This is a genomic window from Kitasatospora sp. NPDC059088 (genome assembly GCF_042738155.1).
Classification (GTDB): domain Bacteria; phylum Actinomycetota; class Actinomycetes; order Streptomycetales; family Streptomycetaceae; genus Kitasatospora.
Genome location: NZ_JBHYGR010000059.1, coordinates 26,721 through 53,059, shown reverse-complemented (window position 1 = coordinate 53,059; position 26,339 = coordinate 26,721). Strand labels below are relative to the sequence as shown.

26 protein-coding genes are annotated in these 26,339 nt (G+C 75.2%); 16 read left to right on the top strand and 10 right to left on the bottom strand.

Features of this window, described 5'->3' with window-relative positions; translation table 11 throughout:
• The first annotated feature begins 91 nt into the window (after positions 1-91).
• A complete protein-coding gene (locus ACFWXO_RS25120; RefSeq protein ID WP_380526131.1) occupies positions 92-283 on the top strand; it encodes a hypothetical protein in 192 nt (63 codons plus the stop codon).
• Positions 280-1,269 (top strand): ABC transporter ATP-binding protein, encoded by a 990-nt coding sequence (locus tag ACFWXO_RS25115; RefSeq protein WP_380526129.1) that lies wholly within the window; start codon positions 280-282, stop codon positions 1,267-1,269. The genes ACFWXO_RS25120 and ACFWXO_RS25115 overlap by 4 nt, the downstream gene beginning before the upstream one ends.
• A 12-nt stretch (positions 1,270-1,281) precedes the next feature.
• On the opposite strand, the gene ACFWXO_RS25110 is transcribed toward ACFWXO_RS25115, so the two are convergent.
• Together ACFWXO_RS25110 and ACFWXO_RS25105 are read right to left on the bottom strand one after the other, a co-directional pair.
• Entirely contained in the window at positions 1,282-1,464 is a 183-nt protein-coding gene (locus tag ACFWXO_RS25110) for a hypothetical protein (protein ID WP_380399440.1), read from the bottom strand.
• 150 nt (positions 1,465-1,614) lie between these two features.
• Entirely contained in the window at positions 1,615-3,159 is a 1,545-nt protein-coding gene (locus ACFWXO_RS25105) for an AMP-binding protein (RefSeq protein ID WP_380526127.1), read from the bottom strand.
• Between the two features lie 145 nt (positions 3,160-3,304).
• On the opposite strand from ACFWXO_RS25105, the gene ACFWXO_RS25100 reads away from it, so the two are divergent.
• From ACFWXO_RS25100 to ACFWXO_RS25080, 5 genes are all read left to right on the top strand, one after another.
• Positions 3,305-3,991 carry an AAA family ATPase gene (locus tag ACFWXO_RS25100; protein ID WP_380526125.1) on the top strand — a complete coding sequence of 229 codons (687 nt, stop codon included), beginning with the start codon at positions 3,305-3,307 and terminating at the stop codon, positions 3,989-3,991.
• A gap of 11 nt (positions 3,992-4,002) precedes the next feature.
• On the top strand, positions 4,003-4,578 hold the full coding sequence (locus tag ACFWXO_RS25095) for an O-methyltransferase (protein ID WP_380526123.1): 576 nt from the start codon (positions 4,003-4,005) through the stop codon (positions 4,576-4,578).
• 42 nt (positions 4,579-4,620) lie between these two features.
• Positions 4,621-5,163, top strand: coding sequence for a GNAT family N-acetyltransferase (locus ACFWXO_RS25090; protein WP_380526121.1), 543 nt, complete (start codon positions 4,621-4,623; stop codon positions 5,161-5,163).
• A 119-nt stretch (positions 5,164-5,282) separates the two neighbouring features.
• A complete protein-coding gene (locus ACFWXO_RS25085) occupies positions 5,283-6,524 on the top strand; it encodes a serpin family protein (RefSeq protein ID WP_380526119.1) in 1,242 nt (413 codons plus the stop codon).
• Between the two features lie 132 nt (positions 6,525-6,656).
• Positions 6,657-7,409: a thioesterase II family protein gene (locus ACFWXO_RS25080; RefSeq protein ID WP_380526117.1), complete on the top strand. Its 753-nt coding sequence runs from the start codon at positions 6,657-6,659 to the stop codon at positions 7,407-7,409.
• 72 nt (positions 7,410-7,481) lie between these two features.
• Here the strand turns inward: ACFWXO_RS25080 and argJ are convergent, their stop codons facing one another.
• On the bottom strand, positions 7,482-8,636 hold the full coding sequence (argJ, locus tag ACFWXO_RS25075; protein WP_380526115.1) for a bifunctional glutamate N-acetyltransferase/amino-acid acetyltransferase ArgJ: 1,155 nt from the start codon (positions 8,634-8,636) through the stop codon (positions 7,482-7,484).
• Positions 8,637-8,935: 299 nt separating this feature from the next.
• Here argJ and ACFWXO_RS25070 point away from each other — a divergent pair, with 299 nt between their 5' ends.
• Complete coding sequence (locus ACFWXO_RS25070; protein WP_380526113.1) at positions 8,936-10,174, top strand: styrene monooxygenase/indole monooxygenase family protein; 1,239 nt, start codon at positions 8,936-8,938, stop codon at positions 10,172-10,174.
• A 46-nt stretch (positions 10,175-10,220) separates the two neighbouring features.
• On the opposite strand, the gene ACFWXO_RS25065 is transcribed toward ACFWXO_RS25070, so the two are convergent.
• Entirely contained in the window at positions 10,221-11,711 is a 1,491-nt protein-coding gene (locus ACFWXO_RS25065) for a carboxylesterase/lipase family protein (protein ID WP_380526111.1), read from the bottom strand.
• A gap of 115 nt (positions 11,712-11,826) precedes the next feature.
• Between ACFWXO_RS25065 and ACFWXO_RS25060 the strand changes: the two genes are divergently transcribed.
• The 6 genes from ACFWXO_RS25060 to ACFWXO_RS25035 all read left to right on the top strand — a co-directional run bounded on the left by ACFWXO_RS25060 (position 11,827) and on the right by ACFWXO_RS25035 (position 17,418).
• Positions 11,827-12,444, top strand: a complete 618-nt coding sequence (locus ACFWXO_RS25060; RefSeq protein ID WP_380526110.1) for a TetR/AcrR family transcriptional regulator — start codon at positions 11,827-11,829, stop codon at positions 12,442-12,444.
• Positions 12,445-12,546: 102 nt separating this feature from the next.
• Positions 12,547-13,593 (top strand): TIGR03617 family F420-dependent LLM class oxidoreductase, encoded by a 1,047-nt coding sequence (locus ACFWXO_RS25055; RefSeq protein ID WP_380526108.1) that lies wholly within the window; start codon positions 12,547-12,549, stop codon positions 13,591-13,593.
• Positions 13,594-13,805: 212 nt separating this feature from the next.
• Positions 13,806-14,249, top strand: coding sequence for a hypothetical protein (locus ACFWXO_RS25050; RefSeq protein ID WP_380526106.1), 444 nt, complete (start codon positions 13,806-13,808; stop codon positions 14,247-14,249).
• A complete protein-coding gene (locus ACFWXO_RS25045) occupies positions 14,246-16,036 on the top strand; it encodes a GMC family oxidoreductase (protein WP_380526104.1) in 1,791 nt (596 codons plus the stop codon). The genes ACFWXO_RS25050 and ACFWXO_RS25045 overlap by 4 nt, the downstream gene beginning before the upstream one ends.
• Positions 16,033-16,875 carry a hypothetical protein gene (locus ACFWXO_RS25040; protein WP_380526102.1) on the top strand — a complete coding sequence of 281 codons (843 nt, stop codon included), beginning with the start codon at positions 16,033-16,035 and terminating at the stop codon, positions 16,873-16,875. The genes ACFWXO_RS25045 and ACFWXO_RS25040 overlap by 4 nt, the downstream gene beginning before the upstream one ends.
• 69 nt (positions 16,876-16,944) lie before the next feature.
• A complete protein-coding gene (locus tag ACFWXO_RS25035) occupies positions 16,945-17,418 on the top strand; it encodes a hypothetical protein (protein WP_380526100.1) in 474 nt (157 codons plus the stop codon).
• Here ACFWXO_RS25035 and ACFWXO_RS25030 read toward each other — a convergent pair.
• The 5 genes from ACFWXO_RS25030 to ACFWXO_RS25010 all read right to left on the bottom strand — a co-directional run bounded on the left by ACFWXO_RS25030 (position 17,384) and on the right by ACFWXO_RS25010 (position 21,700).
• Positions 17,384-18,427, bottom strand: a complete 1,044-nt coding sequence (locus ACFWXO_RS25030) for a bile acid:sodium symporter family protein (protein WP_380526098.1) — start codon at positions 18,425-18,427, stop codon at positions 17,384-17,386. The two genes, ACFWXO_RS25035 and ACFWXO_RS25030, sit on opposite strands and share 35 nt — an antisense overlap.
• On the bottom strand, positions 18,424-18,741 hold the full coding sequence (locus ACFWXO_RS25025) for a hypothetical protein (protein ID WP_380526096.1): 318 nt from the start codon (positions 18,739-18,741) through the stop codon (positions 18,424-18,426). Before ACFWXO_RS25025 ends, ACFWXO_RS25030 begins: the two co-directional genes overlap by 4 nt.
• On the bottom strand, positions 18,738-19,622 hold the full coding sequence (locus ACFWXO_RS25020) for an oxaloacetate decarboxylase (protein WP_380526094.1): 885 nt from the start codon (positions 19,620-19,622) through the stop codon (positions 18,738-18,740). The genes ACFWXO_RS25025 and ACFWXO_RS25020 overlap by 4 nt, the downstream gene beginning before the upstream one ends.
• A 414-nt stretch (positions 19,623-20,036) precedes the next feature.
• Entirely contained in the window at positions 20,037-20,912 is an 876-nt protein-coding gene (locus ACFWXO_RS25015) for a class I SAM-dependent methyltransferase (RefSeq protein ID WP_380526092.1), read from the bottom strand.
• Positions 20,913-21,148: 236 nt separating this feature from the next.
• A complete protein-coding gene (locus ACFWXO_RS25010) occupies positions 21,149-21,700 on the bottom strand; it encodes a PadR family transcriptional regulator (RefSeq protein WP_380526090.1) in 552 nt (183 codons plus the stop codon).
• A 147-nt stretch (positions 21,701-21,847) separates the two neighbouring features.
• Here ACFWXO_RS25010 and ACFWXO_RS25005 point away from each other — a divergent pair, with 147 nt between their 5' ends.
• Entirely contained in the window at positions 21,848-23,185 is a 1,338-nt protein-coding gene (locus tag ACFWXO_RS25005; RefSeq protein WP_380526088.1) for an MATE family efflux transporter, read from the top strand.
• Between the two features lie 65 nt (positions 23,186-23,250).
• On the opposite strand, the gene ACFWXO_RS25000 is transcribed toward ACFWXO_RS25005, so the two are convergent.
• Positions 23,251-23,739, bottom strand: a complete 489-nt coding sequence (locus ACFWXO_RS25000; protein WP_380526086.1) for a flavodoxin family protein — start codon at positions 23,737-23,739, stop codon at positions 23,251-23,253.
• Between the two features lie 1,217 nt (positions 23,740-24,956).
• Here ACFWXO_RS25000 and ACFWXO_RS24995 point away from each other — a divergent pair.
• Positions 24,957-26,339 carry a serine hydrolase domain-containing protein gene (locus ACFWXO_RS24995; protein ID WP_380526084.1) on the top strand — a complete coding sequence of 461 codons (1,383 nt, stop codon included), beginning with the start codon at positions 24,957-24,959 and terminating at the stop codon, positions 26,337-26,339.

Genomic DNA, 26,339 nt, shown 5'->3' with positions numbered 1-26,339 from the left:
TCGCCCTGCTGGTCGGCCTCGGCATCGTCCTGGAGACCCTCATCGCCGGCCGACGCCAGATCGCCACCGAACTCCGCGCCGGGGAACAGGCATGACGCCGCGAGGGGCGGCCCGCGCCGCCACCGTGGGAACCATCGGCACCGGCCGCGGCGTTCGGAGCTGCCGGACCATCGGCACCGGCCGGGCCGAGCGCACCGACCGGGCCGCACACGCCGACCGGACCGCACAGACAGACCGCACCGACCGGGCCGACCGGACCGTCGAGACAGGAGAGCAGCCGTGAAGAGCACCCCCCAGGAGCGGCCGGCGGTCGAGGCCCCCAGCCTCCAGGAGCTCCGGCAGCGGGCCCTGGCCGCCGCCTCGCCCAAGGCCTACGGAGCGGGCTCGGCCATCGTCTGCGACCGACTGGTCCGGATCTTCAGCGCCGAGGGCATCGAGGTCCAGGCGCTGCAGGGTCTGGAACTGACCATCCAGCAGGGCGACCTGGTGGGCCTGGTCGGTGCCTCCGGCAGCGGTAAGTCGACCCTGCTGACCATCCTCGCCGGACTCGACGTGCCGACCGCGGGCACCGCCACCGTCGCGGGCTGCGACCTGCTGGAGATGTCCGCCAAGGAACGGCTGCGCTACCGCCGCGAGGTGGTCGGCTTCATCTGGCAGCAGACGGCCCGCAACCTGCTGCCGTTCCTGACCGCGGCCGAGAACATCGCCCTGCCGATGCAGTTGCGCGGCCGCCGGAGCGGGGGGACCGGCCCGAAGCAGCAGGCCGCCCGGGTGGCCGAGCTGATGGAGGCCCTGGAGATCGGGGAACTCGCCCACCGGCGCCCCAACGAGCTCTCCGGCGGCCAGCAGCAGCGGGTCGCCATCGCGGTGGCGATGGCCAACAACCCGCCGGTGCTGCTCGCCGACGAGCCGACCGGTGAGCTGGACTCCGAGACCGCGGGGGTGATCTTCGAGTCCTTCCGCACCGTCAACCGGGAGCTCGGCACCACCGTCGTGATCGTCACCCACGACCCGATGGTCGCGGGCGAGGTCCGCCGCACGGTGGCCATCCGGGACGGGCGGACCAGCAGCGAGGTGCTGCGCCGCACCGTGACGGACGAGCACGGCGAGGAGTCGGTCAGCGAGCGCGAGTACGTGATGCTCGACCGCGCCGGCCGGGTCCAGCTGCCCGTCAAGTTCCTGGAGTCGCTCGGCATGGAGCACCGGGTGGCGGTCGACCTCGCGGCCGACCACATCGAGGTCCGTCCGGACGACCTCGCGGGGAGCTGAGGGGGCGGTTCCTCAGCCGTCGCCGCCCGTCCGCTGGAAGAGGCCGCTGCCCTCGGCCTCCTGCCGGAGGTCGGGTGGCGCGGCTCCGCCGGTGCGCTCCCCCCGGGAGGGGGCGGTGCAGCGGGCGAAGAGGAACAGGGCACCGGCCGCCGCGGCGAGGATGCCGAGTGCGGTCAGGACGCGTAGCCAGGTCAAGGGGTGCCTCCTGGGGGCGGTGCGAGGGAGCGCCGCCGGGGTGTATCGGCAGCTCGGCCCGCACGGTCGAGTGCCCACCGTGGGGTTCTTCCCGTCGGCTGGTGCGCAACAGGTGGCCTACGCGGGCGCTCGAAGCACCGGAGGGGCGCGTCACATGGTTTCGCGCGCCCCTGTGGCGATGACGGTCCGCCCGCGCCGCTCCTCGGCCAGCGTGCGCAGGGCCGGCAGGTCGGGCTTGCCCAGCCCGGTCAGCGGGATCGCGGGGAGCAGCAGGACGGTGTCCGGGACGCACCGGGCGTCCCCGCGCTCCCGGACCCAGCGGCGCAGCTGGTCCGCCGTCACCCGGGCGCGCGGAGCCACCGCGACGGCGGCGTGGACGCGCTCCAGGCGGTCCGGGTCGGTGCTGGTGAACATCACCGCCTCGTGCACGTCCGGATGGCTGCGCAGCGGCTCCTCGACCTGGTGGGGGAACACATTGTGCCCCTCGACAACGGCCATCGCGTCCCGTCGGCCCGCCACCGTCAGATAGCCCGCCGCGTCCAGGCTGCCCAGGTCCCCGGTGTGCAGCCAGCCCTCCCGCAGCACCCGCGCGGTCAGCTCCGGGTCCCGCCAGTACCCGGCCATCGCGGTCGGGGTGCGGACGCAGATCTCCCCGGTCCGGCCCGGCGGCAGCGGCGCGCCCTCCTCGTCCAGGATCCGCACCCCGGTGTCCGGGTACGGGCGCCCGGCGGTGCTCAGCAGCCTCGGGTCCAGGTGCTCGTCCGGACTCAGCCGGGAGACCGGCCCGCACTCCGTCAGGCTGTACGTCTGGTGCAGCACCCGGCCCAGCCGCCGGGTCGCCTCCGCCAGCCGGCGCGGCGAGGGCGGACAGCCGGTGTAGCCGACCCGGCGCAGGCTGCCGGTGTCCGTCCCGGCCAGCAACGGGTGGTCCAGCAGCCGGTAGAGCAGGTGCGGCGGCAGGTACACCCGGGACACCCGGTGCCGCTCCACGGCCGCGAGCACCTCCTCGGCCGCGAAGCCCTCCTGCAGCACCACCGTGCCCCCGGCCGCCAGGGCGAGGTCCGCACTCGTGCCGCCGCCGTGCGCGAGCGGGGTGCAGAGCAGGAAGGACGCCCCGGACAGCAGCGCGGGCCGGGACGGACGGGCGAAGCGGCGCAGCACGCCCTTCGGCCGGCCGGTGGTGCCACTGGTGAACCGGATCGCCATCACGTCCTCGGGGCGGCAGCGCGGCTCCAGCGGGGCGGCGGAGCAGGCCGCGGCGAGCTCGACGAGGTCCGTGCCGGAGGTCGTCGGGCCGAGGGCGAACACCCCCGCGGCGGGCAGCGCCCGGGCCACCGCCCCGGCCGCCGCGGCGTACCGGAGGGGGTCGAAGACCAGCGCCGCGGTCTCGGCGAACCCGGCCAGCGCCACCACGTCGGCGACCGGGAGGTCCGGGCCGGGCATCGCCACCCGGCAGCCCAGCAGGTTGGCCGCCAGCCGGACCAGCACCGCCTCCGGGGTGTTCCCGGCGAGCACGGTGACGCCGTCCCCGCGCCCGAGCCCGGCCCGGTCCAGCGCGCGGGCCGTCCGGAACACCGCGTCCAGGCACTCCCGGGCGGTCAGCGCCGTGGTGCCGCGGGACAGGGCCGTCCGCCCCGGATCCCGCGCGAGTCCGTCCAGCACCAGCCCGGTGTACGTCCCGCCGGCCTCTGTCATGCCCACCCTTCCGCCGTCTGACGAGGCGTCAGTCTAGGGCGCGGCACCACCACGGGTGCCCGGTGGGTGGGGCCCGCTCCGTACGACGGTGCGGGCGCCCGGCTTGTTAGGGTCGGCGGTCGATCGGACAGGGAACAGGGGAGCGGTGGACAGCGGCGAGTCGGGGACGACGGGGACGGCGGAGATGACGGGGGCGGCGGTGCTGGCGCCGCGTGGGGTGCTGGACCTGCGGGGTGCGGCCGGGGAGCGGTTCGTCGTGGAGTACCCGGCCGGGGCCGTGGTGGTGGTCTCGGGCCTGCCCGGGGCCGGCAAGAGCACGCTGCTGCGCCGCTGGTCGGCCGGCGGCGGGGCCGCGACGGTGGACCCGCGGACGGTGCACGAGGCCTGCGAGGCGGTGATGCCCGCGCGCCTGCCGTACGCCGTCTACCGGCCGTGGGCGCGACTGGAGCACGTCCGGCTGCTGCGGAGCTCGGTGCGGCGCGGTGGACCGCTGCTGGTGCACGACTGCGGCAGCCGCGCCTGGATGCGACGCTGGCTCGCCCGGGAGGCCGGCCGGCAGGGCCGCGAACTGCACCTGGTGCTGCTCGACGTCGGCGCCGCCACCGCCCTCGACGGCCAGCGGGCCCGCGGACGGCACGCCTCCGCCCGGATGTTCGCCCGGCACCACCAGGGCCTGGCACGGCTGTCGGCGGCGTTCACCCGGCACACCCGGTCCGGCGGACCGCCGCCGATCCCGGAGGCGGCCTCCGTCCTGCTGCTGGACGCCGTCTCCCGGTCGAGGGCGGAGACGGTCGCCTTCGGGGCGGACGGCATGATGGCCCGGAACCGGTGAAGGGGTGGCGGATGGCGGACGACGGGGAACGGGGCGTTCCCGAGCGGGTGTTGGCGGCCGAGCGGGGCGCCGCCCGGCTGGGGTTCGGGAAGAGCTGCACCCGGGAGGTCGGCCGGCTGCTGGCGTTCGCCGCGGCGGCCAAGCCGGGCGGTAGGGTCGCCGAGAGCGGCACGGGTGCGGGCGTCGGTACGGCCTGGCTGCGCAGCGGGCTCGGGCCGGGCGGGCGGCTGGTCACGGTCGAGCGGGACGGGCGACTGGCCCGGGAGGCCGCGGCGCTGTTCACGGGGGACGAACGGGTGCGGGTGCTGCACGGGGACTGGCGGCTGCTGGCGGAACACGCGCCGTTCGACGTGTTCTTCTGCGACGGCGGCGGCAAGCGCGACGACCCCGACCGCGTGGTCGACCTGCTCGCCCCCGGCGGCCTGCTGCTGATGGACGACTTCACGCCCTCGCCGCACTGGCCGCCCCGCTACGGCGGCGAGGTCGACCGGCTGCGCCTGCACTACCTGACGCATCCGGCGCTGGCGGCGAGCGAAGTGCTGACCACGCCCGGCAGTTCGGCCGTGCTGGCGGTGCGACGGGCCTGACCCCGGCCCGGTGGCGGGGACGAACGGGGGGATGATGGGCGGATGGTGACGATCGAGACCTCCCGGCTGCTCCTGCGGCGCTGGCGCGAGAGCGACGTGCCGGTGATGGCCGAGGTGCACGCGGACCCCGAGGTGATGCGCTGGATCGGCGACCGGCGCGTCCTCGGCCCGGAGCTGAGCCGGGCGGCGGTCGAGCGGTGGGAACGGGCCTGGGAGGACGAGGGTTTCGGCCTGTTCGCGGTGGAGCTGCGCGAGACCGGTGAACTCGCCGGGTTCGCCGGCCTGGCGGTGCCGCTGTTCCTGCCCGAGGTGCTGCCCGCCGTCGAGATCGGCTGGCGGCTCGGCCGGTCGTTCTGGGGCCGGGGCATCGCCACCGAGGCGGCGACGGCGGCGCTGCGGTTCGGCTTCGAGGACTGCGGGTTGGAGCGGGTCGTCAGCATCGCCCAGATCGGCAACACCGCCTCCGAGCGGGTGATGGCCAAGCTCGGTCTGCGGGTCGAGCGGGAGACCACCGTCCCCGGCAACGGCAACGCCGTCCGGGTCCACGAACTGACCCGCGCGCGGTACCTGGGCCGGGAGTCCTGACCGGGAGTTCTGACCGGGAGTCCTGACCGGAGAGCCCCGGCCGGGAAAACCGCTGGCCCTGCCCGGTGCGACGGTCCTAGAGTCTGCGCGCACCGGAACCAGCGAGCACGGGGGAGCAGATGAGCAGGGCCGAGGCCGTACGGGCCGCGAACGCGTTGGGGGAGCGCTGGGTCGGGGAGGCCGGTCTGCGGCAGGGGTCCGTCCTGATGCCGGCCGGCGTCTGGCCGCTGCTCGGGCTGCTGGCCCCGGCCGGAAGCGCCCCCGTCCAAGGCGAGTTGGCGCAGGCGCTCGGGGTGCCGGTCGCGGCCGCCGCCGAGCGGGCCCGCGAACTGCTCGGCCTGTTGCGGGACATCCCCGCGGTGCGCTCCGCGCTGGGGGTCTGGACCGACGACCGGCTGCGGCTGCGCCCGGAGTGGCGGGCCTCCGTCCCGGCGGACCTGGTCGGGCGGTTGAGCGGTGACACGGAGCAGGACAAGAAGCTGCTGGACGCCTGGGCGAGCGAGCAGACCGACGGAGCGATCGACGAGATGCCGGTCGGGTTGAACCCGGACAGCCGGCTGGTGCTGGCCTCGGCGCTCACCCTGCGGACGGACTGGATCCGGCCGTTCCAGGACTTGGGGGGAATCGGCGGGAACCACACGGACGACTGGGGCCGGCCCGTCCGCTACCTGACCGGGGCGACGCGCCTGCTGGACCGTGCAGCCCTGCTGGAGACGCCCGCGGGCCCGGTCACCGAGTTCCAGGTGCTGGGGTACGGCGACATCACCGTGCACCTGCTGCTCGGCGAGCCGACGGCCGATCCCGGCAGCGTGCTGGCCGCCGGGATCGGGTCGCTCTCGCAGCGCCACCGCCGCACCACCGCCGACCGGTTGCCGGTCGGCACCACCGGCCCCGGGCTCTCGGTCGGGGCGCTGGCGCGGTACGAGCCGGAGGACCTGCTGACCGTGGGCGTCCCGCAGTTCACCGTGGCGGCCGAGCACGATCTGCTGGCCCGCAAGGAACTCTTCGGGCTGACGACGCTCAGCACCCCGTCCGCGACGGAGGACCGGCTGCCCGGCCTCCAGGTCGGCGGGCTGCCGCTGTTCGCCGACAGCGCGCGCCAGAAGGCCACCGCGACCTTCGGCGCCCGCGGGTTCCGGGCTTCCGCGGTGACGGCGATCGGGATCATGGCGGGCGGCGCCGCGGCCGTGTCGCGGCCGCCGTTCCTGCAGCGCCACGTCAGCGTGGAGTTCGGCGGCCCGTTCGGCTTCCTCGCCGTCCACCGGCTCTCCCGGCTGGTGCTGGCGGCGGGCTGGGTGACCGAACCGGACGCGGCCGTGGACCCCAGGGGAGACTGGTCGGAGGAGGACGAGGACTGGTGAGGACGGGCAGGTGTCGGCGCGGTGTCCGGAGCGCCGGAATCCGGGTCGCCCACCGTAACCGCCCCCGGTGGCGCGGGTGCACTGCGAGACTGGGGTGAGCAGAGTCCGTCACGGAGAGAGGTCACACCCCGCATGCCCAGCAGCGCAGCCGTCGACAACCCGTGGTTCCGCCGGTTCAACCCGTCCGACTTCGCTCCCGCCCGGATCGTGATCTTCCCGCACGCCGGCGGATCGGCCAGCTACTACATGGACTACACCAACGCGCTGGCGCCGTACGCCGACGTGCTGGCCGTCCAGTACCCGGGCCGGCAGAACCGCTACGCGGAGCCGACGATCGACTCGGTGCCGGAACTCGCCGAGCAGGTCTACCAGGAGCTGCGCGGCTGGATGGACCGCCCGGTCGTGTTCTTCGGGCACAGCATGGGCGCGGCGGTCGCCTTCGAGGTCACCCGCCGCTTCGCCCGGGACGGCCTGGCCGGGCCGGAGCGGCTGTTCGTCTCGGCCGGCCGCGCGCCGTCGCTGCCCCGGGACAGCGCGGTGCACCTGAGGTCGGACGACGGCATGCTGGAGGAGATCGTCCGGCTCGGCGGTACGGACGAGCGGATCCTCGACGTGCCGGCCCTGCGCGAGCTGATCCTCCCGGCGCTGCGGGCCGACTACACCGCCATCGAGACCTACCTCGCCGCGCCGGACGCCGTCGTCCCGCAGCCGATCACCGCCCTGGTGGGGGAGAGCGACGCCAACGCCACGGTGGAGCAGGTCGCCCAGTGGGAGCGGCACACCACCGGGGGGTTCAGCCTGCGGGTCTTCCCGGGCGGGCACTTCTACCTGGCGGAGCAGATCGACGCCGTGGTGCGGCTGCTCACCGCGCACCTGCGGGGCTGACGGTACGTCGCGTTCCTGTCCCGGCCCTGGTTCCGGCCCCGTCCCGAGGGGGAGCGGGGCCGGGCCGGGGCGTCAGGTGGTGTAGGCGGAGTTGAGCCGGACGTACTCCTCGGTGAGGTCGCAGCCGTAGACGGTGAAGGCGCCGTCGGCGATGCCCAGGTCGATCCGGATCACCACCTCGTCGCCGCCGAGGTAGCGGCGGGCCTGGTCGAGCAGGGCCTCGCCCGGCTCCTCCGGGTACATCGGGAGCTCGTCGAAGCCGATCCGGACGGCGGCCGGGTCGATGTCGGTCTCGTCCCGGAGCTTGCCGACGGCCATGGTGATGCGGCCCCAGTTCGGGTCGGCCCCGTGCACGGCGGCCTTGACCAGCGGGGAGTTGACCACGCTCTTGCCGACGCGCTTCGCCTGGGCGGCGTCACGGGCACCGGTCACCCGGACCTCGATCAGCTTGGACGCGCCCTCGCCGTCCGAGGCGATCTCCCGTACGAGGTGCAACGCGCACTCGTCCAGGGCCTGTTCGAAGGCGGCCGGGTCGACCGGGCCGGCCAGTCCGTTGGCGAAGAGCGCCGCGGTGTCGCTGGTGGAGGTGTCGGTGTCGATGCTGAGCGCGTTGAAGGTCCGGTCCATGACGCGCCGGAACAGGGTGTCGAGCCGGTCGGCGGGAAGGTCGGCGTCGGTGAAGAAGAAGGTCAGCAGGGTCGCCATGTCGGGTTCGATCATGCCGACGCCCTTGGCGATGCCGACCAGGACGGCGTCGCCGCAGCGGACCCGGACCTCCTTGTGGCGGGTGTCCGTGGTCATGATGGCCTTGGCCGCCGCGGTGTAATCGGCCGCCGGGAAGGGCCAGTTCAGGGCGGAGAGCCCGGCGCGGATGCCGTCCATGGGGTACGGGCGACCGATCACGCCGGTGGAGGCGATGACGAGTTCCTCCGGGGGGATCCCGACGATCCCGGCGACCCGGTCGCGCACCTCGGCGGCGTTGTCCGCCCCGGTGCGCCCGGTGGCGACGTTGGCGTTGCGGGACAGCACGACCATCCCGCGACAGGCCCCGAGGGCGGCCGCCCCGCGGCTGAGCAGGACGCTGGGGCCGGCGAAGCGGGAGCGGGTGAACACCGCGGCCGACCGGCAGGGGACTTCGGAGACGACGGCCGCGAAGTCGTCCTCGACGTCCTTGAGGCCCATGTTGGTCGTGACGGCGCGGAAGCCGCGGGGTGCGACGGGCTGCATGGTGGATCGATCCCTCTCCGAGTGGGCCCGGCGCGGGGCGCGGTGGGCGGCCTCGAACCCGGAGTCGGTGAATAGATTTGCGGAGAACTGAATACATCAAACATTTCGGCGTGGTCAATGAGTTATCTCAGTGCATGACTATGCGAACGGGTTCGACGGTCGGAGCGGCCCGGGAGAGGGCTCGGGGTTCCGTCGCGTCCGGCCCCTGCCGGTGGCCCGGCGGCTCGACTACTGTGCCTGGTTGATGGACCGTCAACGGATCGTCAACGGATCGTCGACAGAGCCCGGGAGGCTGCCGCATGCGCCGGATCGCCGTCGTCGGAGCGGGCCAGGCCGGCCTCCAGCTCGCGCTCGGGCTGCTGGCCGACGGCTGCGAGGTGACGCTGGTCGCCGAGCGCACCCCGGACCAGCTGCGGGACGGGCGGGTGCTGTCCACCCAGGCGATGTTCGGCCCGGCGCTGCGGATCGAGGCGGCGGCCGGGCTGGACCTGTGGGCGGCCGAGGCCCCGGCGGTGCACTCGGTGGACGCGGCGCTGGTGGTGCCGCCGGGCGTCCGCGCGCTGGAGTTCACCATGACCCTCGACGAGCCGGCCCGGTCCGTCGACCAGCGGATCAAACTGTCCCGCTGGCTGGAGCTGTTCGCCGAGCGCGGAGGCCTGGTCGAGTACCGCTCCCTGGACCGCGCCGGACTGCACGAACTGGCCCGCCGGCACCAGCTGACCGTGGTCGCGACCGGGCGCGGCGAGCTCGCCGGGATCTTCCAGCGCGACCCCCGTCGCTCGCCGTTCGACCGGCCGCAGCGCGCCCTGTCCTGCCTCTACGCGCACGGCGTCGGGGCGCCCGACCCGGCCGCCGGGCCCAGGGCCCGGATGCACGCCCTGCCCGGCCTGGGCGAGCTCTACCTCCAGCCGGCCCTGACCCTGGCCGGCCCGTGCGACATCCTGCTCTGGGAGGCGCTGCCCGGCGGCCCGCTGGACGTGTTCGGCGACGGGCCCGCGCCCGACGTCCACCTCGACCGGATCCGCGCCCTGCTGGCCGAGCACCTGCCCTGGGAGGCGGAGCTGTGGCGGGAGGCCGAACCCACCGACGCCGGGGCCGGGCTGTCGGGTGCGGTCACCCCGACCGTCCGCCGGCCGGTGGCCGAACTGGGCTCGGGCGTCGACGCCGTGCACGTGCTGGGCGTGGGCGACGCGGCGGTGGTCAACGACCCGATCACCGGCCAGGGCGCCAACGGCGCCGCCCGCGCGGCGCAGGCGTACCGGCGGGCGATCCGCGAGCACGGCGACGCCCCGTTCACCGCGGACTGGATGTGCCGCACCGCCGAAGGGTTCTGGCAGCGGCACGCCCGCCACGCCGTCGACTTCACCACGGCCCTGCTGACCATGCCGGACCACCTCCAGGGCGTCTTCGCGGCCGCGGCGGAGCACCCGGAGGTCGCCCGTCGGCTGGCCAACACCTACGCCGAGCCGAGCGACCACGCCGCCTGGCTGGCCACGCCCGAGCTGACCGCCGGGTACCTGGCCTCGGTCGGGCGCTGAACGTCCATACGGGCGGGGGGAGGACCCCGCCCGGGCCGGGGGAGCGTCAGACCAGGTCGAAGCGGGTCGGACCGCCCTGCGCCCAGATGCCGCGGGAGGCCTGGTCCGGGTAGCGGACGGTCTCCGAACGGGCGCTGAGGACCCGGGTGAGCTGCTGCTCCGGCTCGTGGGCGGCCCAGCCCGGGTCGCCGGTGCCGACGAAGCGGACCCAGGCCTGCTGGAGCTCCCGGGAGACCGCGACGGCCTCCGGGGCGGGCGGGTCGCCGAGGAAGTGTCGGCCCATCGGGCTGTCCAGGGAGCCGAAGGCCAGTGGGACGTCCAGGCCGTGGCAGGCGCCGAACGCCCCGCCCAGGGCCGGGGCCGGGTAGGCGAGTTGGAAGAGGTGGGAGGTGCCGCCGGCCGCCGTGTTGCCCTCGGCGAGGTGGAGCGAGGGGATCCGGAACAGCGCGTCGGAGAAGACGGCCCCGACCAGGGTGTCGGGCGTGGCGCCGGGGAAGGCGGCGCGGTAGGCGTCCGGGCCGCCCGGGTGCGGGGCGAGCAGCGCCAGCGCGGTGCGGGCGTCCTCCTCGGTGAAGGCGCCGTGCCGGCCGGCCAGGACGGCGAACAGCCGGAACTCCTCCCGGGCGTGACCGACCAGCAGCTCGATGCCCTCGGCCCGTCCGGCGGCCAGTGCCGTCCAGGGCTCCTCGGTGAGGAGCTCGCCGTCGACCACCGGCACGGTGGGGACGCCGGTCTGGGCGAGCCGGCCCCAGCGCGCGAGATGCCCGGGGAGGGCGGCGCCGAGCCCGGTGACGGCCTCGGCCAGCTGCCAGGGGTCGATGCCGGCGAGGCCGGCCGCGGTGGGGGCGGTGCCGAGCCGCTCCGCCAGGGCGGCGGTGATCTCGGCGGCCAGCGCGGGGGTGGCGAGGTTGCCGCCGACGGAGTGGGCGATCGCCCGGTGGAACAGGCCGCGGGCCCGCGGCACGGCCAGCAGCGCGGCCACCGAGGAGGCCCCGGCCGACTGGCCGGCGACGGTGACCCGGGCGGGATCGCCGCCGAACGCGGCGATGTTGTGCCGCACCCACTCCAGGGCCGCGATCTGGTCGAGGAAGGCGCGGTTGGCCGGGGCGCCGTCGAGGAGGGCGAAACCCTCGGCGCCCACCCGGTAGTTGACGGTCACCACGACCAGGCCGGCCCGGGCCAGCTCGGTCGGGTCGTACAGCGGGTCGCCCGCGGTGCCGGAGATGAAGCCGCCGCCGTGCAGCCAGACCAGCACCGGCAGCCCGGCCGAGTCCGGGTGCGGGGTGCAGACGTTGAGCGTCAACCAGTCGGTGCCGGTGGTCGGTTCGGCCTGGAGGGGGCCGGACTGGGGGACGACGGGGCCGTACGCGACGGCCTCGCGGACGCCGTCCCAGGGCTCGGGCGGTACGGGGGCGGCGAAGCGGAGCGGGCCGACCGGGGGCCGGCCGTAGGGGATGCCGCGGAAGGCGGCGAGGCCGCGGTCCACGAAGCCGCGGACGGCTCCTCCGGTGGTGCGGGCGACGGGCTGCACGAGCACGGGACGCTCCTCCCTCGGAATGCCTCCAGCGTTGTCGGTCAGTTGTATTATGTCAAGCGTATGGAAAAAGCCGGTCGGAACGGGCCGGGCGGGAGCCGTCGAGGAGTGCCGGGACATGCCCAAGCAGGTGGACCACCGGGAGCGCCGCGAGACCATCGCCCGCGCGCTGTGGCGGATCGTGGAGCAGCGCGGCACCACCCAGCTGACCCTGCGCGAGGTAGCCCGGGAGGCCGGGATCTCGCTCGGGCAGCTCCAGCACTACTTCGCCTCCCGGGCGGAGCTGCTCGGCTTCGCGATGGACCTCGCCGGGGAGCAGAGCGGCCTGCGGGTCGCCCGGGCGCTGGCCGGGCTGGGCGAACGGCCGCACCCGCGCGCGGTGCTGCGGGCGATGCTGGTCGAACTGCTGCCGCTGCGGCCGGACTCGCGGGTCACCAGCCGGATGGGCGCCGCGTACGTCCTGGAGGCGCTGCACGACGAGGAGGTCCGGGCCCGGGTGCGGGGCGGGCTGGTGCAGGGGCGCGCGGAGGTCGAGCGGGTGGTGCGGCAGGCGATCGCCGACGGGTCGGTGGCGGCCGACCGTGACCCGGTGGTGGAGACGGACCTGCTGCTCGCACTGACCGGGTTCACCACCCTGCTGGAGCTGGGCGTGGTCGAGCCGGACGCCGTGCTCACCGCCGTCGACCGGCACCTGGACCGGCTGTTCGCCGGGGAGGGCCGACCGGCCGGCCCGTGACGGCGTGGCAGGCTGGGCGGGTACCGCCGCCGCGCGGCACCGCACCAGCCCGGCACCGCACGGCGCGAGCCGGACCCCAGCCCCGCGACCAGGAGCACCCGCATGGACCGACCCGCCTCCCTCCGCCTCGACGCCACCGCCTCCGGGCACCCGGCCGGCATCCTCGACGCCGCCGAACAGGCCGAACGCCGGGGCATGGACCGGCTGGTGGTCGCCGAGACCGCGTACGACCCGTTCCTGCAGCTCGCCCGCGCGGCCGACCGCACCGCGTCGATCGAGCTGGCCACCGGCATCGCGGTGGCCTTCGCCCGCACCCCGATGACGCTGGCCTACCAGGCCTGGGGACTGCACGCGGCCTCCGGCGGACGGGCCGTCATCGGGCTGGGCTCGCAGGTCAAGCCGCACATCGAGAAGCGCTTCGGGATGCCCTGGGACCGGCCGGCCGCCCGGATGCGGGAGTACGTGCACGCGGTGCGGGCGATCTGGCACAGCTGGCAGACCGGTGAACGGCTGCGGTTCCGGGGCGAGTTCTACACCCACACGGTGATGACGCCGGTGTTCTCGCCCGACCCTGTCCCCTCCGGGGTGCCCCGGATCCTGCTCGCGGGCGTCGGGCCGCTGATGACCCGCACCGCCGGGGCGGTGGCGGACGGCTTCCTCGCGCACCCGTTCTCCTCCACCGCCTACCTGACCGAGCAGGTACTGCCCGGGCTGGTCGAGGCGCGGGCACGGGCGGAGGCCGAGGGGGCGGAGTGGACCGGGCGGCCGTTCGAGACGGTCGGCAATGTGCTCACCGCCACCGGCCGGACCGAGGAGGAGCTGGCGGCCAACCGGGCGGGGGTGCGCGAGCGGCTGGCCTTCTACGCCTCCACCCCGGCCTACCGCCCGGTGCTGGCGCAGCACGGCTGGGAGGGGTTGCAGGAGGAGCTGCACACCCACTCGGTGCGCGGGCGCTGGGCCGAGATGACGGCGCTGGTCTCCGACGAGGTGTTCGACGCCTTCGCGGTCTCCGGCACGGTCGAGGAGGCCGCCCGGGAGATCCACCGCCGGTACGCGGGGCTGGTCACCCGGCTGTCCGTCAACCTGCCCGAGGACGCGGATCCGGCGCTCGGCCTGGACGTGCTGGCGGCGGTGCGCGCGCTGGGCTGAGCGGAAACGGTCCAGGAACTGCCGTGCAGGGATGGTGATCGGTCGTGAACTGATCAAGATGCGTCACATTCGGGCAAGCCGCCCTCGGTGGTCCGCCCGGGAGGGAGGATCACGCTGAGCAGGCGGACCGTGCCCGGTGGGCAGCGGCCTGTCATGTCTTGGCCATCCGCTCCTGGCCGTCCGCCGACGATCCCGGGGGTGCCCGCGTGTCCGTGTCCGACGATCGCACCGCAGCCGACGACCCGTACGGGCCCTGGGGGCCCGTCGAGGAGGACGAACTCGCCGACCTCGACGAGTTCCTGCGCGTCAGCGCCGAACTCACTGGCTTCGACGTCCCCGAACTCCGCGCCACCGGCATGGCCGACGAGCACCACCGCACCACCCTGGCCCACCGGGTCCGCGACGAGCACGCCCTGGTCCACCTCTGGTACGTCGGCGCCTGGCCCGGCGAGGCCCCGAGCTCCACCCGCGCCCACGACCACGGACTGGTCTGGCGGACCTTCCGGGGCAGCCCGCCCGGCGCCGCCGCCCCCGGGTACGGCAGCTGGGCCGAGGCCCCGTCCGGCAGCGCCCCGTCCGGTAGTGCCGTGTCCAGCAGTGCCCCGTCCAGCAGTGCCCCGTTCGGCGGCACCTCGTCCGGAGGTGAGCAGCAGTGAGCGCCCACTGGGACGCCGTCGTGGTCGGGGCCGGCTTCGCCGGCAGCCTGGTCGCCCAGCGCCTCGGCGCCCGGGGATGGCGGGTCCTCGTCCTGGAAGCCGGCCGGCCCGCACCGGGCAGCGCCGAGACCTCCGCCGCCCACCGCGCGGCCGGCGGCGGCCCGCCCACCTCGCCCTACCCGCACAACCCCGACGCCCCCTCACCCGACGTCACCGACCTCACCGGCCACCCGGACGGCGGCTACACCGCCGACGGGCACCTGCGCCAGTACGGCCCGCTGCCCTACGCCAGCGGCTACCTGCGCGCCAACGGCGGCACCGGACTGCTCTGGACCGGCCTCACCCCGCGCATGCACCCCGAGGACTTCCGCACCGGCGACCTCGGCCACGGCCGCAGCTGGCCGATCGGCTACCACGACCTGGAACCCCACTACCGCGACGCCGAACAGGAACTCGGCGTCGCCGCCGACGCCGAGGAACAGCGCCGCGCCGTCGGCCTGCCCCTCCCCGCGGGCTACGCCTACCCGATGCGGGCGATCCCGGCCAGCCACCTCGACCGGCAGCTGGCCCGCGCCCTCGACGGCCGGACGGTGCGCGACCCCGCCATGACCGACCCGGCCCGGCTCGCCGTCACCCGCACCCCGCACGCCCGCAACGGCCTGCCCACCCGGCCCGGCACCGGCCACGGCGCGCCCTGCGCCGGGAGCGCGAGCTGCGTCCCCGCCTGCCCGGGCGGCGCCAAGTACACCCCGCTGCGCACCCAGGCCCGCTGGGCGCCCGCCGTCGAACTGCGCACCGAGGCCGTGGTCAGCCGGGTGCTCGCCGACCCGGGGACCGGACGGGCCACCGGGGTCGAGTACCTGGCCGGCGGCACGGCGCACCGGGTGACCGCCGACCTGGTGGTGATCGCCGCGCACGCGATCGAGAACGCCCGGCTGCTGCTGCTGTCCGGCCTGGCCAACCGCAGCGACCAGGTCGGCCGGAACCTGATGGACCACCCCGCGCTGCTCACCTGGGGGCTGATGCCCGGCCAGGTCGGCCCCTACCGGGGGCCCGGCTCCACCAGCGGACTGGAGGCCTTCCGCTTCGGCGGGGCCCGCCGGCACCGGGCGCCGTTCCGGATCGAGATCGGCAACTGGGGCTGGTCCTGGGCCGGCGGCGACCCGGCGACCGAGGCCGCCGCGCTGCTCGCCGCCGGGCTGCGCGGCAAGGAGCTGCGCGAACGCCTCGGTGACCGGCTCGGGCGGCAGTTCTCGCTCCAGTTCGAACTGGAGCAGCCCGCCGACCCGGCCAACCGGGTCACCCTCGACCCGCAGCGGCGCGACCCGCTCGGCCTGCCCGCCCCCGCGATCCACTACGACCTGGACGGCTACGTCCGCGAGGGCATGGCCTCCGCCCGGGCCGTCTCCGACCAGCTCTTCGCCCTGCTGGGCGCCGAGGACCACACCGCCTACCCGGGCGCGGGCTGGCCCGGCCGGCTGGAGCACCGCGGCGCCGTCCACGGCTACCGGGGAGCCGGCCACGCCGGCGGCACCCACCTGATGGGCGATTCCCCCGGCAACTCCGTGGTCGACCAGTGGCAGCGCTGCTGGGACCACCCCAACCTGTACGCCGTCGGCTGCGGCTCGATGCCCTCGCTCGGCACCTCCAACCCCTCGCTCACCATGGCCGCCCTCGCGCTGCGCAGCGCCGAGCGGATGCACCAGGACCTGCTGGAGCTGCGGCGGCCGGCCGCCCTCTCCCCGCCCCGCACGCCCGTACCCCCCTCGTTCTCGGAGCCCTCATGACCGGCCTGCCGCTGCCGCCCGTCCCGGAGCCGTACCACCTGCCCTTCCACTACGGCGCGCTGCACAACATCGGCGTCGACTACCTGGTGGACCCGGAACGGGCCCGCCGGCTGCTCGACAAGCGCCACCCCGGGCTGAGCGCCGCGACCTTCGACGGCGGGGCCTGCGTCTCGCTCAACTACCAGCTGTACTTCGCCCAGTACCCGAACGGCGGCGGCATCACCGAGGAGCTGGAGATCAACCTGATCGCCCACCCGGTGTTCGCCGAGGACCGCATCCCGGTGGTCAACTACGGCCAGTACGCCCGGGGTTACGACCAGACCAAGCTGCTCGGCATCGCCCGGCTGCACGTGCTGTGCGACAACCCGCTCGCCATCGACGCCGGGCGCCGGCTGTACGCCGAACCCAAGCACCCCGGCTGGTTCGAGACCACCCTGCCCTCCCTCAACGCGGCCGCCGTGCGCGAACGGTGGAGCATCTCCTGCCGCCGGGGCGAACTCGGTCCGGAGGGGCTGCGCCGCCACCAGGAGGAGATCCTCGCCCTGGACGTCGACCTGGTCGGCCTCACCCCCGAGCCGGTGAACAACACCCCGATCACCGGCTACGGCACCGACGACGAGGGCCGACTGCTCGCCGGACCGCTCAACGTCCACCAGCCGTACCGCTACTACGCCCTGGACGACCGCACCGCCGACCGGGTCCGGCTCGACCTCGGCAACCCGGCCGAGGAGGCCGCCCGCGACCTCGCCCAGCTGATCGGCGAGGCCCCGGCGGCCGGTGTCTGGACCTACCAGTCCGCGCCGGTGGCCGCCCACCACCGCGCCTACTACGTCCGGTGACGGCGCGCCCCTCTCCGGAGTGAAACCGCGTCGCCGAGGAGGACGGGCCCCGCTAGTCTCGCGTCCGACATGGACGACACCCACGAGATCGACGGGCTGAGCGACTTCGAGGCGCTCGACCACCTGCACGAGCCCGGGGCCTACCTGCGGCTGGCCCGACGGACCGCCCAGCCCGGGGTGCTGCGCGTGCTGGCCCGGTGCGAGTACTCCTTCGTCTGGCACGAGATCGCCCGTAACTCCGCTGCGCCCGTCGATGTGCTGGTCGCCCTCGCACCCCGGCGGCACGACAGTTGGGACGACAACTGCCTGCTGCGGTTGTTAGCCGCCCGCCCAGAGCTCACCGGCGAGGCCCTGGACGGGGTGGTCGAGCTGGTGGCCGAGCGGCTGCGGGAGGGCGAGCGGCCGTACGCCGCGGTGCTGCTGCTGGCCCGGCGGCCGGGGGTGACGGAGGAACGGCTGAGCCGGCTGGGGCACCTGCCCGGTGCCTCCAGCCGGCTCCGCCGGGGGATCAGCCGTGCGCTGGCGGCCCGCCCGCCGGGCTGAGTTCGGCCGCGGGCTGCCCGCCGGTCGCGGCCGGCTCGGGTGCCCGGGCGGCCCAGCGCCCGGCCAGGACGGTGCCGACCACCAGTTGGAGCTGGTGGTAGGCCATCAGCGGCAGCACCATCACCCCCGCCTCCGACCCGAACAGCACGGTGGCCATCGGCAGCCCGTTGGCCAGGCTCTTCTGCGAACCGCACAGCATCGCCGCGATCGCGGCCGGGCGGTCCAGCCCCAGCCCGCGCGCCCCGAGCCCGGTCGCCGCCAGGGTGGCGGCGAGCAGGGCCAGCAGCACCACGACCATGCCGAGCAGGGCGAACGGCGTCGCCTGGTGCCAGATGCCCTGGGCCACCGCCGCGCTGAACGCCGTGTAGACGACCAGCAGGATCGAGCCGCGGTCCACCGGGGTCAGCAGCCGCTTGTGACGGGCCACCAGGCCGCCGATCCACGGCCGCAACACCTGCCCCAGCAGGAACGGCGCCAGCAGCTGGAGCCCGATCCGCAGCAGCCCGTCCGCCGACAGCCCGGCGTGCGAGCCGAGCAGTCCGGCGACCAGCAGCGGGGTGAGCAGCAGCCCGGCCAGGCTGGAGTACGTCCCCGCGCAGATCGCCGCCGGGACGTCGCCCCCGGCGGCGCCGGTCAGCGCCACCGAGGACTGCACCGTGGACGGCACCAGGCAGAGGAACAGCACCCCGGCCTGCAGCTGTTCGGTCAGCGGAACCGGCGTCAGCAGCGCGGTGGCCAGGCCGAGCAGCGGGAAGAGACCGAAGGTGGCGGCGAGCACCAGGCCGTGCAGTCTCAGGTGGCGCAGCCCGGCCAAGGTCTCCCGGGTGGACAGCCGGGCGCCGTAGAGGAAGAACAGCAGGGCCACGGCGAGGTCGCAGGCCGTCGCGGCGAACCGGGCCCCGGCGCCGGAGGCCGGGAACAGCGCGGCCAGGCCCACCGTGCCCGCCAGCGCCAGCAGGTACGGGTCGAACCTGCGCCACCACGACGGGCGTCGGGCGCGGGCCGTCACGGCCCGGCTCCGCCGCCGACCGGGCTGCCGGCCGGGCCCCCGGTCAGGCTTCCGGCCAGGCCCCCGACCAGGGACCCGGCGCCGTCGTGGTCGCTGCCCGCCGAGCCGCCGCCCTGTTGGAGGTTGGCCGTGCGGTCGACCTCCAGCCAGGAGTCGGCGTGCGAGTTGTCGACGACCGTGATCAGGCTGCCGCCCGCGGCGGCCGGGGCCGCGCCGACCGCGAGCAGGGCGCACGCCCCGGTCAGCCCCAGGACGGTGGCCCGCAGCGCGGCGGCCGCCGAGGACGGGGCGGGCCGGCGCGGCCCGGGGCTCAAGCCGTCACGTCCGCGAGCCGCCGGGAGCGCGTGATGTTGCGCTCCAGCAGTTCGGTGGACTCCCGCACGCCGACCGGCTTGGCCAGCTCGGCCTGGGAGGGCAGGCGCCCGTCGGCGCTCTTGAGGCCGGTGAGCGCCTCGTCGATCGCCCGGTGGGCCGCGAACAGGCACGGCGTGCTGTAGATCGCGACATCCACCCCGAGCTCGGTGAGCTCGGTGAGGGACAGCCGGGGGGACTTGCCGCCCGCGATCTGGTTGAACAGCAGGGGCTTGTCGCCGACCTCCTTGCGGATCCGGCGGATCCACTCCTCGCTGCGCACGCCGTCCACCAGGACCACGTCGGCGTCCGTCTCGGCGAGCGCGCGGGCGCGGCGCAGGATGTCCGCCTCCTCGGTGGCGTCGGTGCGGGCGACCACCAGGAGGTCGGTGCGGTCGGCGAGGACGAGTTCGAGCTTCGTCAGGTACTCCTCCAGCGGGAGGACCTGCTTGCCGTCGGCGTGCCCGCAGCGGCGCGGGCGCTTCTGGTCCTCCAGGATCACGCCGGAGGCGCCGATGGCCTCCAGCCGGCGCACCACGTGGCAGGCGACCTCGGGATCGACGTAGCCGTCGTCGATGTCGACCAGCAGGTGGTGCGTGGGGAACGCGCCGCGCAGCCGTTCGACGAAGGCGACCATGTCGGGCCAGGCGATGAAGCCGATGTCCGGCAGGCCGTAGTACGAGGCGGCGAAGCCGAAGCCGGAGACGAACATGCCGTCGTAGTGCTCGGCCGCGATGGAGGCCGAGTACATGTCGTGGACGCCGATCAGGGGCGTGGTGCCCTGGTCCGCGATCGCCGCGCGGAGCCGCTGCCCGGGGCCCGCGGAGGTGGAAGCGTGGAACATGGGTCTCTCCTGACTCGCAAGGATTTTGCCTGAACTTGGCTTTCTCAAGACCAAATCGAGGTGCCATCACTATGCGGTCTTTAAAGGTCCATGGGCAAACCTTTAATAGAGATTCACCCATGTGAGTGAACGAATTTTCGACAATGCGTCAGTCATATGAAGTAAACATTCCGGGTCTGATCTGAGTTCGATACGAGTCCGGGATGACGGCCGGGTGACGGCGGTGCCACGGCCCGCTCAACGGCGCGGAGCGGCGCCGCAACGCGGACCGCCGCCGCAGCGGTCGCTGCGACGGCGGTGGTGGCGGAGGTGCTGGTGGGGCTCCGGCGGGCCCCCGGGACGGTGTCCGGGGGCGCGTCGGATCTGTCGGGATCGCGCCGGAGCGGGGCCGGGGCCGGGGCTGCTCCGGTGGGGTCAGGCGCTCGGGGTGGGGCGCACGGCGCGGCGTTCGCGCAGGGTGCGCAGGACCCGGCGGGTGGCGCGGGTGGCGACCGGGGGGAGGAGGTCCAGGGCGATCCGGCGGGAGGCCGAGCGCTGGAGCTGGGCGGGCGTCTTGACCTGGTAGTTGAGGCGGAGGACCTGGTGGCCGGCGATGCTGTCCTCGTCGACGGCGTAGTCCTCGGCCCGCCAGTCGCGGGCCAGCAGGGTCCGGCGGGCGGCGGCGGCGTCCCCCCAGGTGCCGTAGAACTTCATCGGGGTGAGCAGCACCGGCTGGAGTCCGCCGGTGAAGACGGCCTCCCAGACGGCGGCCGAGACGCCCGGGGTGTGCTCCGAGCGGTAGTCGTCCAGCGAGATCAGACCGTCCTCGGCGAGCGCGGCCCGGGCCACCAGGATGTCCCCGCTGACGTGCTCGTACAGGTGCGAGGCGTCGACGTGGACGAAGCGGCAGCTGCCCGCCGGGATCCGGCCGTCGGCCAGCACCGAGGTGGGGGCCTGGACGATCTCGGGCAACTCGGCGTGGAAGGCGAGGTAGTTGGACTCGAAGGCGCTGCGGGTGAGGGTCTTGCGGTAGGACATGGACATCTCGGCGGCGTTCTCCGCGTCGGAGGCCTCGGAGTCGAAGAGGTCGCAGACGGTCAGCCGCTCGCCCGGCCGGAGGTGGTCCCCGAGCAGGACGGCGCTGCGGCCGAGGTAGCTGCCCAGCTCCAGGATGTCCCCGCTGACCCCGGCGGCCGTCTGGGCGGACAGCAGATGGGAGAACGCGGCCCGGTCCAGGCCGAAGAACCAGCCCGGGATGTCGTCCCGCCGGAGCGGGGCGGGGCCGGTGGCTGCGGTCTCTTCACTGGGCACGGCTGCCTCCAGGGGGCGGGCGGGGCGCGGTGGTGGATCACGCCGGCGGAGGGTCGCCGTGGTCGTGAGGCAGGCCATCATAGCCACGCCCGGGCTGCCCCGGGGCGGGTTCGGAGGGCGTGGTTCCGCGCCGGGGCGGGGCCGTTCGACGTGCCGTTCGGGCCGCTGGTCCGCGCCCCTTGGGGCGCCCGGGCGGTTCGGGCGCCACCGGTTCGCGGTGAGGCGCTGTCAGGGGGTCACCGCGGACCGGCGGCGCCCGCGGCGCCCTCCAGCCCGGCGATGGTCTCGGTCAGCCAGGCGCGCTCGGCGGCGCCGGAGGCCCGGGCGACCAGCAGCATGCCGCGCCGGAACGGGTTCGGCTCCCGCTCGGCGGTGACCGGTCGGCCGTCCCCGTCGTAGAAGAAGCTGCTCGGCGCCTCCAGGAAGTCCAGTCGGCGCCGGAGCACGGCGGCCTGCCGGTCCGGGTCGGCCAGGTGGTGGAGGAAGGCGGCGAGGGTGAAGAAGCGGATCTGGTCGGTGATCTCGGCCTGTTCGGGGTCGGCCAGTCGCCGCAGCAGCTCCACCCGGCCCTCCGGGGAGAGTTCCAGGGTCTGGCGCGGTGCGGCGCCGCTGCCGGGTTCGGTGCGGCGGTGCAGCAGGGCGGCCTTCTCCAGCCGGGTGATCGCGGGGTAGAGCGCGCCGTCGCTGACCGGACGGACGTGACCGGCCAGCCCGGTGATCCGGGACTTGAGTTCGTAGCCGTGCAGGGGCTGGTCGTACAGGAAGCCGAGGATCGCGAGGGTCAGCACGGTCGGAGCCCTTTCGTCGGAGTGCGCCCCATGATGCGCCCCGTACCGCGGATGATGCTACCTCTTGTCGAGGTGCCTCGATTCGATGTATATCCATTCGAGGCAGTCGCCCGCTCCGGTGCGGGTGGCGCGACGATGGGGGAACCCGTGCGTGAACAGTCCGTCCGGCTGGCCTTGTTGGCCGGACCGGTCTACGCGGAACTGCTGTCCGGAGTGGTCGCCACGGTGATCGGGACGCTCTGGGTGGCCGGGCTCGGCGGGGCCGCCGTCGCCGCCGTCACCCTGGCCGGAACCCTGGAGAACCTGCTGCTCGGACTCGTCCTGGTGGTGTCCTCCGGCGTCAGCGTCCGGCTCGCCCGGGCCCTCGGCGCCGGGGACCGGGACGGGGCCGGGCGGATCACCCGCGCCGCCTGGCGGCTCTGCGCGCTCGGCACCCTCGCCCTCGCCGCCCCCGGCTTCCTGCTCCGGGGCCGGATCGCGGAGGCCTTCCTCGACGGCGAGGCCGCCGTCAGGGCCGCCGAATACCTCACCGTCGCCTTCCCGGCCTTCGGGCTCTTCTTCGCCCAGCGGGTCGCCGACGAACTCTTCAAGGGCGCCGGCGACACCCGCACCCCGATGCGGATCGCGCTGCTCTCCAACGCCCTGCTGCTGGTCCTCGACCCGCTGCTGATCCTCGGCGCCGGCCCGCTGCCCGCCCTCGGCGTGACCGGCGCGGCGCTCGCCCTGACCGTCTCCCGGGCGATCGCCCTCGCCGTCACCCTGCGCCTGCGGCCCCGGGCCGGCGGGCCGGTCCGGGGCGTCGGCCCGGCGGCCGTCGGCATCCTGCGGGCCGGTGCGCCGTTCGGACTGGACTTCACCGCCCGGATGGCCGTCGGCACGGCCCAACTCGCCCTGGTCGCGGGCTTCGGGGTGGCGGCGGTGGCCGGGTACGGCATCGGCTACCGGCTGCTGCTCCTGCTCACCATGGCCTTCTACGCGCTGCGCCAGGCCGCCGCCCTCCGGGCCGCCCACCTCGCCGGGGCCGGCGTGCCCGAGCCGCTGCGCGACCTACGGAGCGCCACCGCCCGGCTCGCCGTCGGGCTGGGCGCCGCGGCGGCGCTGCTGGCGGCGGGCGCGGCCGGCCCGCTCACCGCGCTGTTCACCGACGACCCGGCGGTGGCCGCCCAGGCCACGGGGTTCCTCCACCTGACGGCCCTCTACCTGCTGCCGTACGCCCCGGCGGTCGCCCTCGGCGGCTACCACCAGGCGACCGGGGCCGGGCGGGCGTTGGTGGTGTCGGCGGTGTGCGGGCTGGGTGGGCAGGTGGGGGCGGCGGTGGTGCTGTCGCACTGGTGGGGGGTGGACGGGGTGTGGGTCGGCCAGGGGGTCGGTGCGGTGGTGCAGTTGGTGCTGTTGGTGGTGCTCACCCGGCGTGGGGACGGTGGCGGAGGGGATCCGGGGCTGGGCGTGGCGCGGGCCCGGGTGGCGGGCCTCCGGGGCAGGTAGGCGGTCCGGTGGTCGGGAGGGGGCCCGGCCACCGGACCCGGGGTGCGGGGTTCGGGACGTCGGGCTCAGGACGTCGGCGTGGTCGCGCTCCGCAGGCGCTCGGCGAAGGTGTGGGCGGCCGCGAGGTCGCGGCTGTCGGGGCGGTGCTTGTTGATCCCGCCGACCAGGCGGAACGGGAGCCAGGTGTCGTGGCCGCGGGCCGTGAAGCCGTCGACGATCCGGAAGCCCTTCACCGCCAGGGCGCGCTCCGTCGGCCGGGTGAAGGGGCGGAAGCCGGGTTCGGGCAGGCCGCTGGTGGCGAACACGAAGGCCCGGCAGGGGTGTTCGGCGGACGGGGCGGCGGACGGAACGGTGCTCACGAAGCGCCGCAGGTGCGGGTGGAGGCGGCCGGTGAAGACGCCCGAGCCGAACCCGACCAGGTCGTAGCCGGTGAGATCGGCCGGGTCCAGCTCCTCCGGTGCGACCACCGGCGCGGCCAGCGGCCGGGCGATCGCCTCGGCGATCCGGCGGGTGTTGCCGTGGGACACCGAGACACACACGATGACGGCCTTCATGGTGAGGACGCTCCCTTCGTTCTTCGTCGTGCAGGTACCGGATGGACCGGGCAGCGCGGCGGAACGTGACATCGGGGGTCGTGGCATCGGGGGTCGTGACATCGCGGGTCGTGCGCCGCCGAGCGGCGCGGGGGGGGGGGCCCCCGGGCCCCCGCCCCCCCGGGGGCCGCCCCCCCCCCCCCCCGCCGGGGGGGGCTTGGGGGGGCCGGGGCGGGGGGGGGGGGGGGGGGGGGGGGGCGGCCCGGGGGGGGGCGGCCCCCCCCCCCCCCCCCGCGGCTCGGGCCCCGTGCGCCGCTGATCCCCGTGAGCCGTCCCGAGCCGCCGTGCGCCGTTGCGGAACGCGAGTCCCCCGGTACGGCGCACCACGGTGCGCCGCCGGCTCCGGGAACACCGCGCGGCACGTCCGAACCACGGGCCCTCCCCTTTCACCCCCGATATCCTCCGTCGCATTTCCGCACAGCCGTCCCGAGCGTCATTGTGGCCACTCTGCGGTGTCGGTGAAAATCTGGTTCCGGCCCGTCGGGATCCGACGGCCACGGTTTCGGCCAACCAATTCACAGGCGTCATCAGGTGTTCCGTCCGTGGTCGGGAGCCACACCAGGGATTTCGTCGGTCCGTTTCCCATGAGAATTGCTTTCCGTTCAATCGGAAGGGGTTGCGAGCGGGTGATCCGCCGTGAAGACTGTTCCGCGTTCGTCTTTCGAACGTTCGGTCCGTCAAGGATTGCGCTGTCTCCCGGGGCCGTTGCGGAGAGGGTTCCGCACGGTGGTCGCGGGGGAGGGGCGCAGGGGGGATTGCGATGCCGGGTGGGGCGACCCTGCGGGGTGCGGGCCGACGGGCCCGCAGGCCGGAGTGTCCGGGGTGCCAGTCCGGTCCCGTCGGCCCGGGCCGGGTATTCGGCCGCGCGGGGCTTTCCGCGTAGCGGGAAAAACGGGTCGTATTCGTGCCGTCCGGCCGCCGCGCGCCGTCGTGGCCCGGAGCGCCCCGTGTGCGCCGTCGTCGCGCCGTGCCGCGCCGGGAGGCGCCTCCATTCCCGTTCGTGTCGGGCCGGTTGCTGCCGGACGGCGTTCGGTCGATCGCGTTGTGCGCGCGGTACTTCGCGCTGCGCTGCGCCGCCGGCCGTGAATCCGGCAGAGCGTTCCTCGGCAATCCGTAATTCCTTCACGGGCGCGCCGTCGCGTCCGCACCCGAGAACCAGTCAACGGGAGCCACCGCCCATGCCGTACCCCGTTTCCGCGCCGGTCCGCGAGCGCGTTCCGCAGCTGCTGCGGCGCGAGTTGCAGCACCGGCTCGACACGCTCGCGCGCCGCCACCGGGTGCCCGGGGCCCAACTGGTCCTGGACACCGGGGCGGAGGTCGTCGCCCTGCACACCGGCGTGGCCGACGCCGCCACCGGCGCGCCGCTCACCGGGGACACCGCCGTACCGGTCGGGTCGCTCACCAAGCCGTACACCGCGGCCCTGGTGGTGCTGCTCGCCGACGACGGGGACCTCGACCTCGACGACCGGGTCGCCGCGCACCTCCCCGAGTTCCGCCCGCTCCGCGAGGTGACGATCCGTCAACTCCTCGGCCACACCGGCGGACTGCCCACCGGGCCGGACTCCGACACGGCCGCCCGGAGCACCGCGGCGCACTACCTGGCCGAGGTCTGCACCGCCCGGGACGCGCTGTTCCCGCCCGGGACGGGCTTCTCCTACTCCAACGCCGGCTACGTCGCCGCCGGGCGCCTGGTGGAGACGGTGACCGGGATGCCCTGGCCGGAGGCCGTCGCGACCCTGCTGCTGGAACCGCTGGACACCGTGCCCGCCTTCCTCGGTCCGCTGCCGGCCGGCCCGGCCGCGGCGGGGCGCCCGCTCGCCGCCGGGCACGCCTTCAACGCCGCGACCGGCCGGGTCCGGCCGGTCCGGCAGAACCTGGCCCCGGTGGAGGCGCCCGCCGGGGCGCTGCTGCTGAGCGCCGCCGACCTGGCCGCGTTCGGCGCCGCCGCGATCGGCCGGGCCAAGGCACTGCCCGCGGACGTCGCCGACGAACTGCGCCGCCCCCAGCCCGGGGCCCGCCCGGGCGCGCTCGCGGACGGCTGGGGCGCGGGCCTGGCGCTCTACCGGAAGGACGGGCGGCTCTGGTGCGGCCACGACGGCAACGCCATGGGCACCTCCTGCCACCTGCGGGCCGAACCGGACGGCGGGACGGTGGTCGCCTTCACCGGCAACGCGGGCAGCGCCACCGCACTCTGGCGGGAACTCGCGGCAGAACTGGCCGAGTTGACCGGAATCGCGGTGCCCGCCGCGATCGCCCCGGTGGCCGCGGGGGAGCAGGAGCCCCGGGGTGTCCCGGCCGAACTGCCGGAGTGCGCGGGCGACTACCGCAACGGCGGGATCCGGTACCGCGTCGAGGCGGCGCACGACGGAGGGCTCACCCTCTCCGTGGACGGCGACCTGCCGCTCCCGCTGCGCTGCTACGCCGACCTGCGCTACGACCTGATCGCGCCCGACACCGGCCGGCCCGAGCCGGGCGGGTGGTTCCACCGCGACCCGGCCACCGGGGTGGTCGACCTGGTGCAGGTGTCCGGGCGCACCGCGCGGCGGACCGGGCCCGCCTGA

Bases quoted from the DNA above. Each gene is read 5' to 3' on its own strand.
- ACFWXO_RS25000 (WP_380526086.1), bottom strand. From the start codon at position 23,739: ATGAAGGCCGTCATCGTGTGTGTCTCGGTGTCCCACGGCAACACCCGC.
- ACFWXO_RS25085 (WP_380526119.1), top strand. From the start codon at position 5,283: ATGAGCAGGGCCGAGGCCGTACGGGCCGCGAACGCGTTGGGGGAGCGC.
- ACFWXO_RS25090 (WP_380526121.1), top strand. From the start codon at position 4,621: ATGGTGACGATCGAGACCTCCCGGCTGCTCCTGCGGCGCTGGCGCGAG.
- ACFWXO_RS25105 (WP_380526127.1), bottom strand. From the start codon at position 3,159: ATGACAGAGGCCGGCGGGACGTACACCGGGCTGGTGCTGGACGGACTC.
- ACFWXO_RS25095 (WP_380526123.1), top strand. From the start codon at position 4,003: ATGGCGGACGACGGGGAACGGGGCGTTCCCGAGCGGGTGTTGGCGGCC.
- ACFWXO_RS25120 (WP_380526131.1), top strand. From the start codon at position 92: ATGACGCCGCGAGGGGCGGCCCGCGCCGCCACCGTGGGAACCATCGGC.
- argJ (WP_380526115.1), bottom strand. From the start codon at position 8,636: ATGCAGCCCGTCGCACCCCGCGGCTTCCGCGCCGTCACGACCAACATG.
- ACFWXO_RS25070 (WP_380526113.1), top strand. From the start codon at position 8,936: ATGCGCCGGATCGCCGTCGTCGGAGCGGGCCAGGCCGGCCTCCAGCTC.
- ACFWXO_RS25020 (WP_380526094.1), bottom strand. From the start codon at position 19,622: ATGTTCCACGCTTCCACCTCCGCGGGCCCCGGGCAGCGGCTCCGCGCG.
- ACFWXO_RS25060 (WP_380526110.1), top strand. From the start codon at position 11,827: ATGCCCAAGCAGGTGGACCACCGGGAGCGCCGCGAGACCATCGCCCGC.
- ACFWXO_RS25040 (WP_380526102.1), top strand. From the start codon at position 16,033: ATGACCGGCCTGCCGCTGCCGCCCGTCCCGGAGCCGTACCACCTGCCC.
- ACFWXO_RS24995 (WP_380526084.1), top strand. From the start codon at position 24,957: ATGCCGTACCCCGTTTCCGCGCCGGTCCGCGAGCGCGTTCCGCAGCTG.
- ACFWXO_RS25035 (WP_380526100.1), top strand. From the start codon at position 16,945: ATGGACGACACCCACGAGATCGACGGGCTGAGCGACTTCGAGGCGCTC.
- ACFWXO_RS25055 (WP_380526108.1), top strand. From the start codon at position 12,547: ATGGACCGACCCGCCTCCCTCCGCCTCGACGCCACCGCCTCCGGGCAC.
- ACFWXO_RS25080 (WP_380526117.1), top strand. From the start codon at position 6,657: ATGCCCAGCAGCGCAGCCGTCGACAACCCGTGGTTCCGCCGGTTCAAC.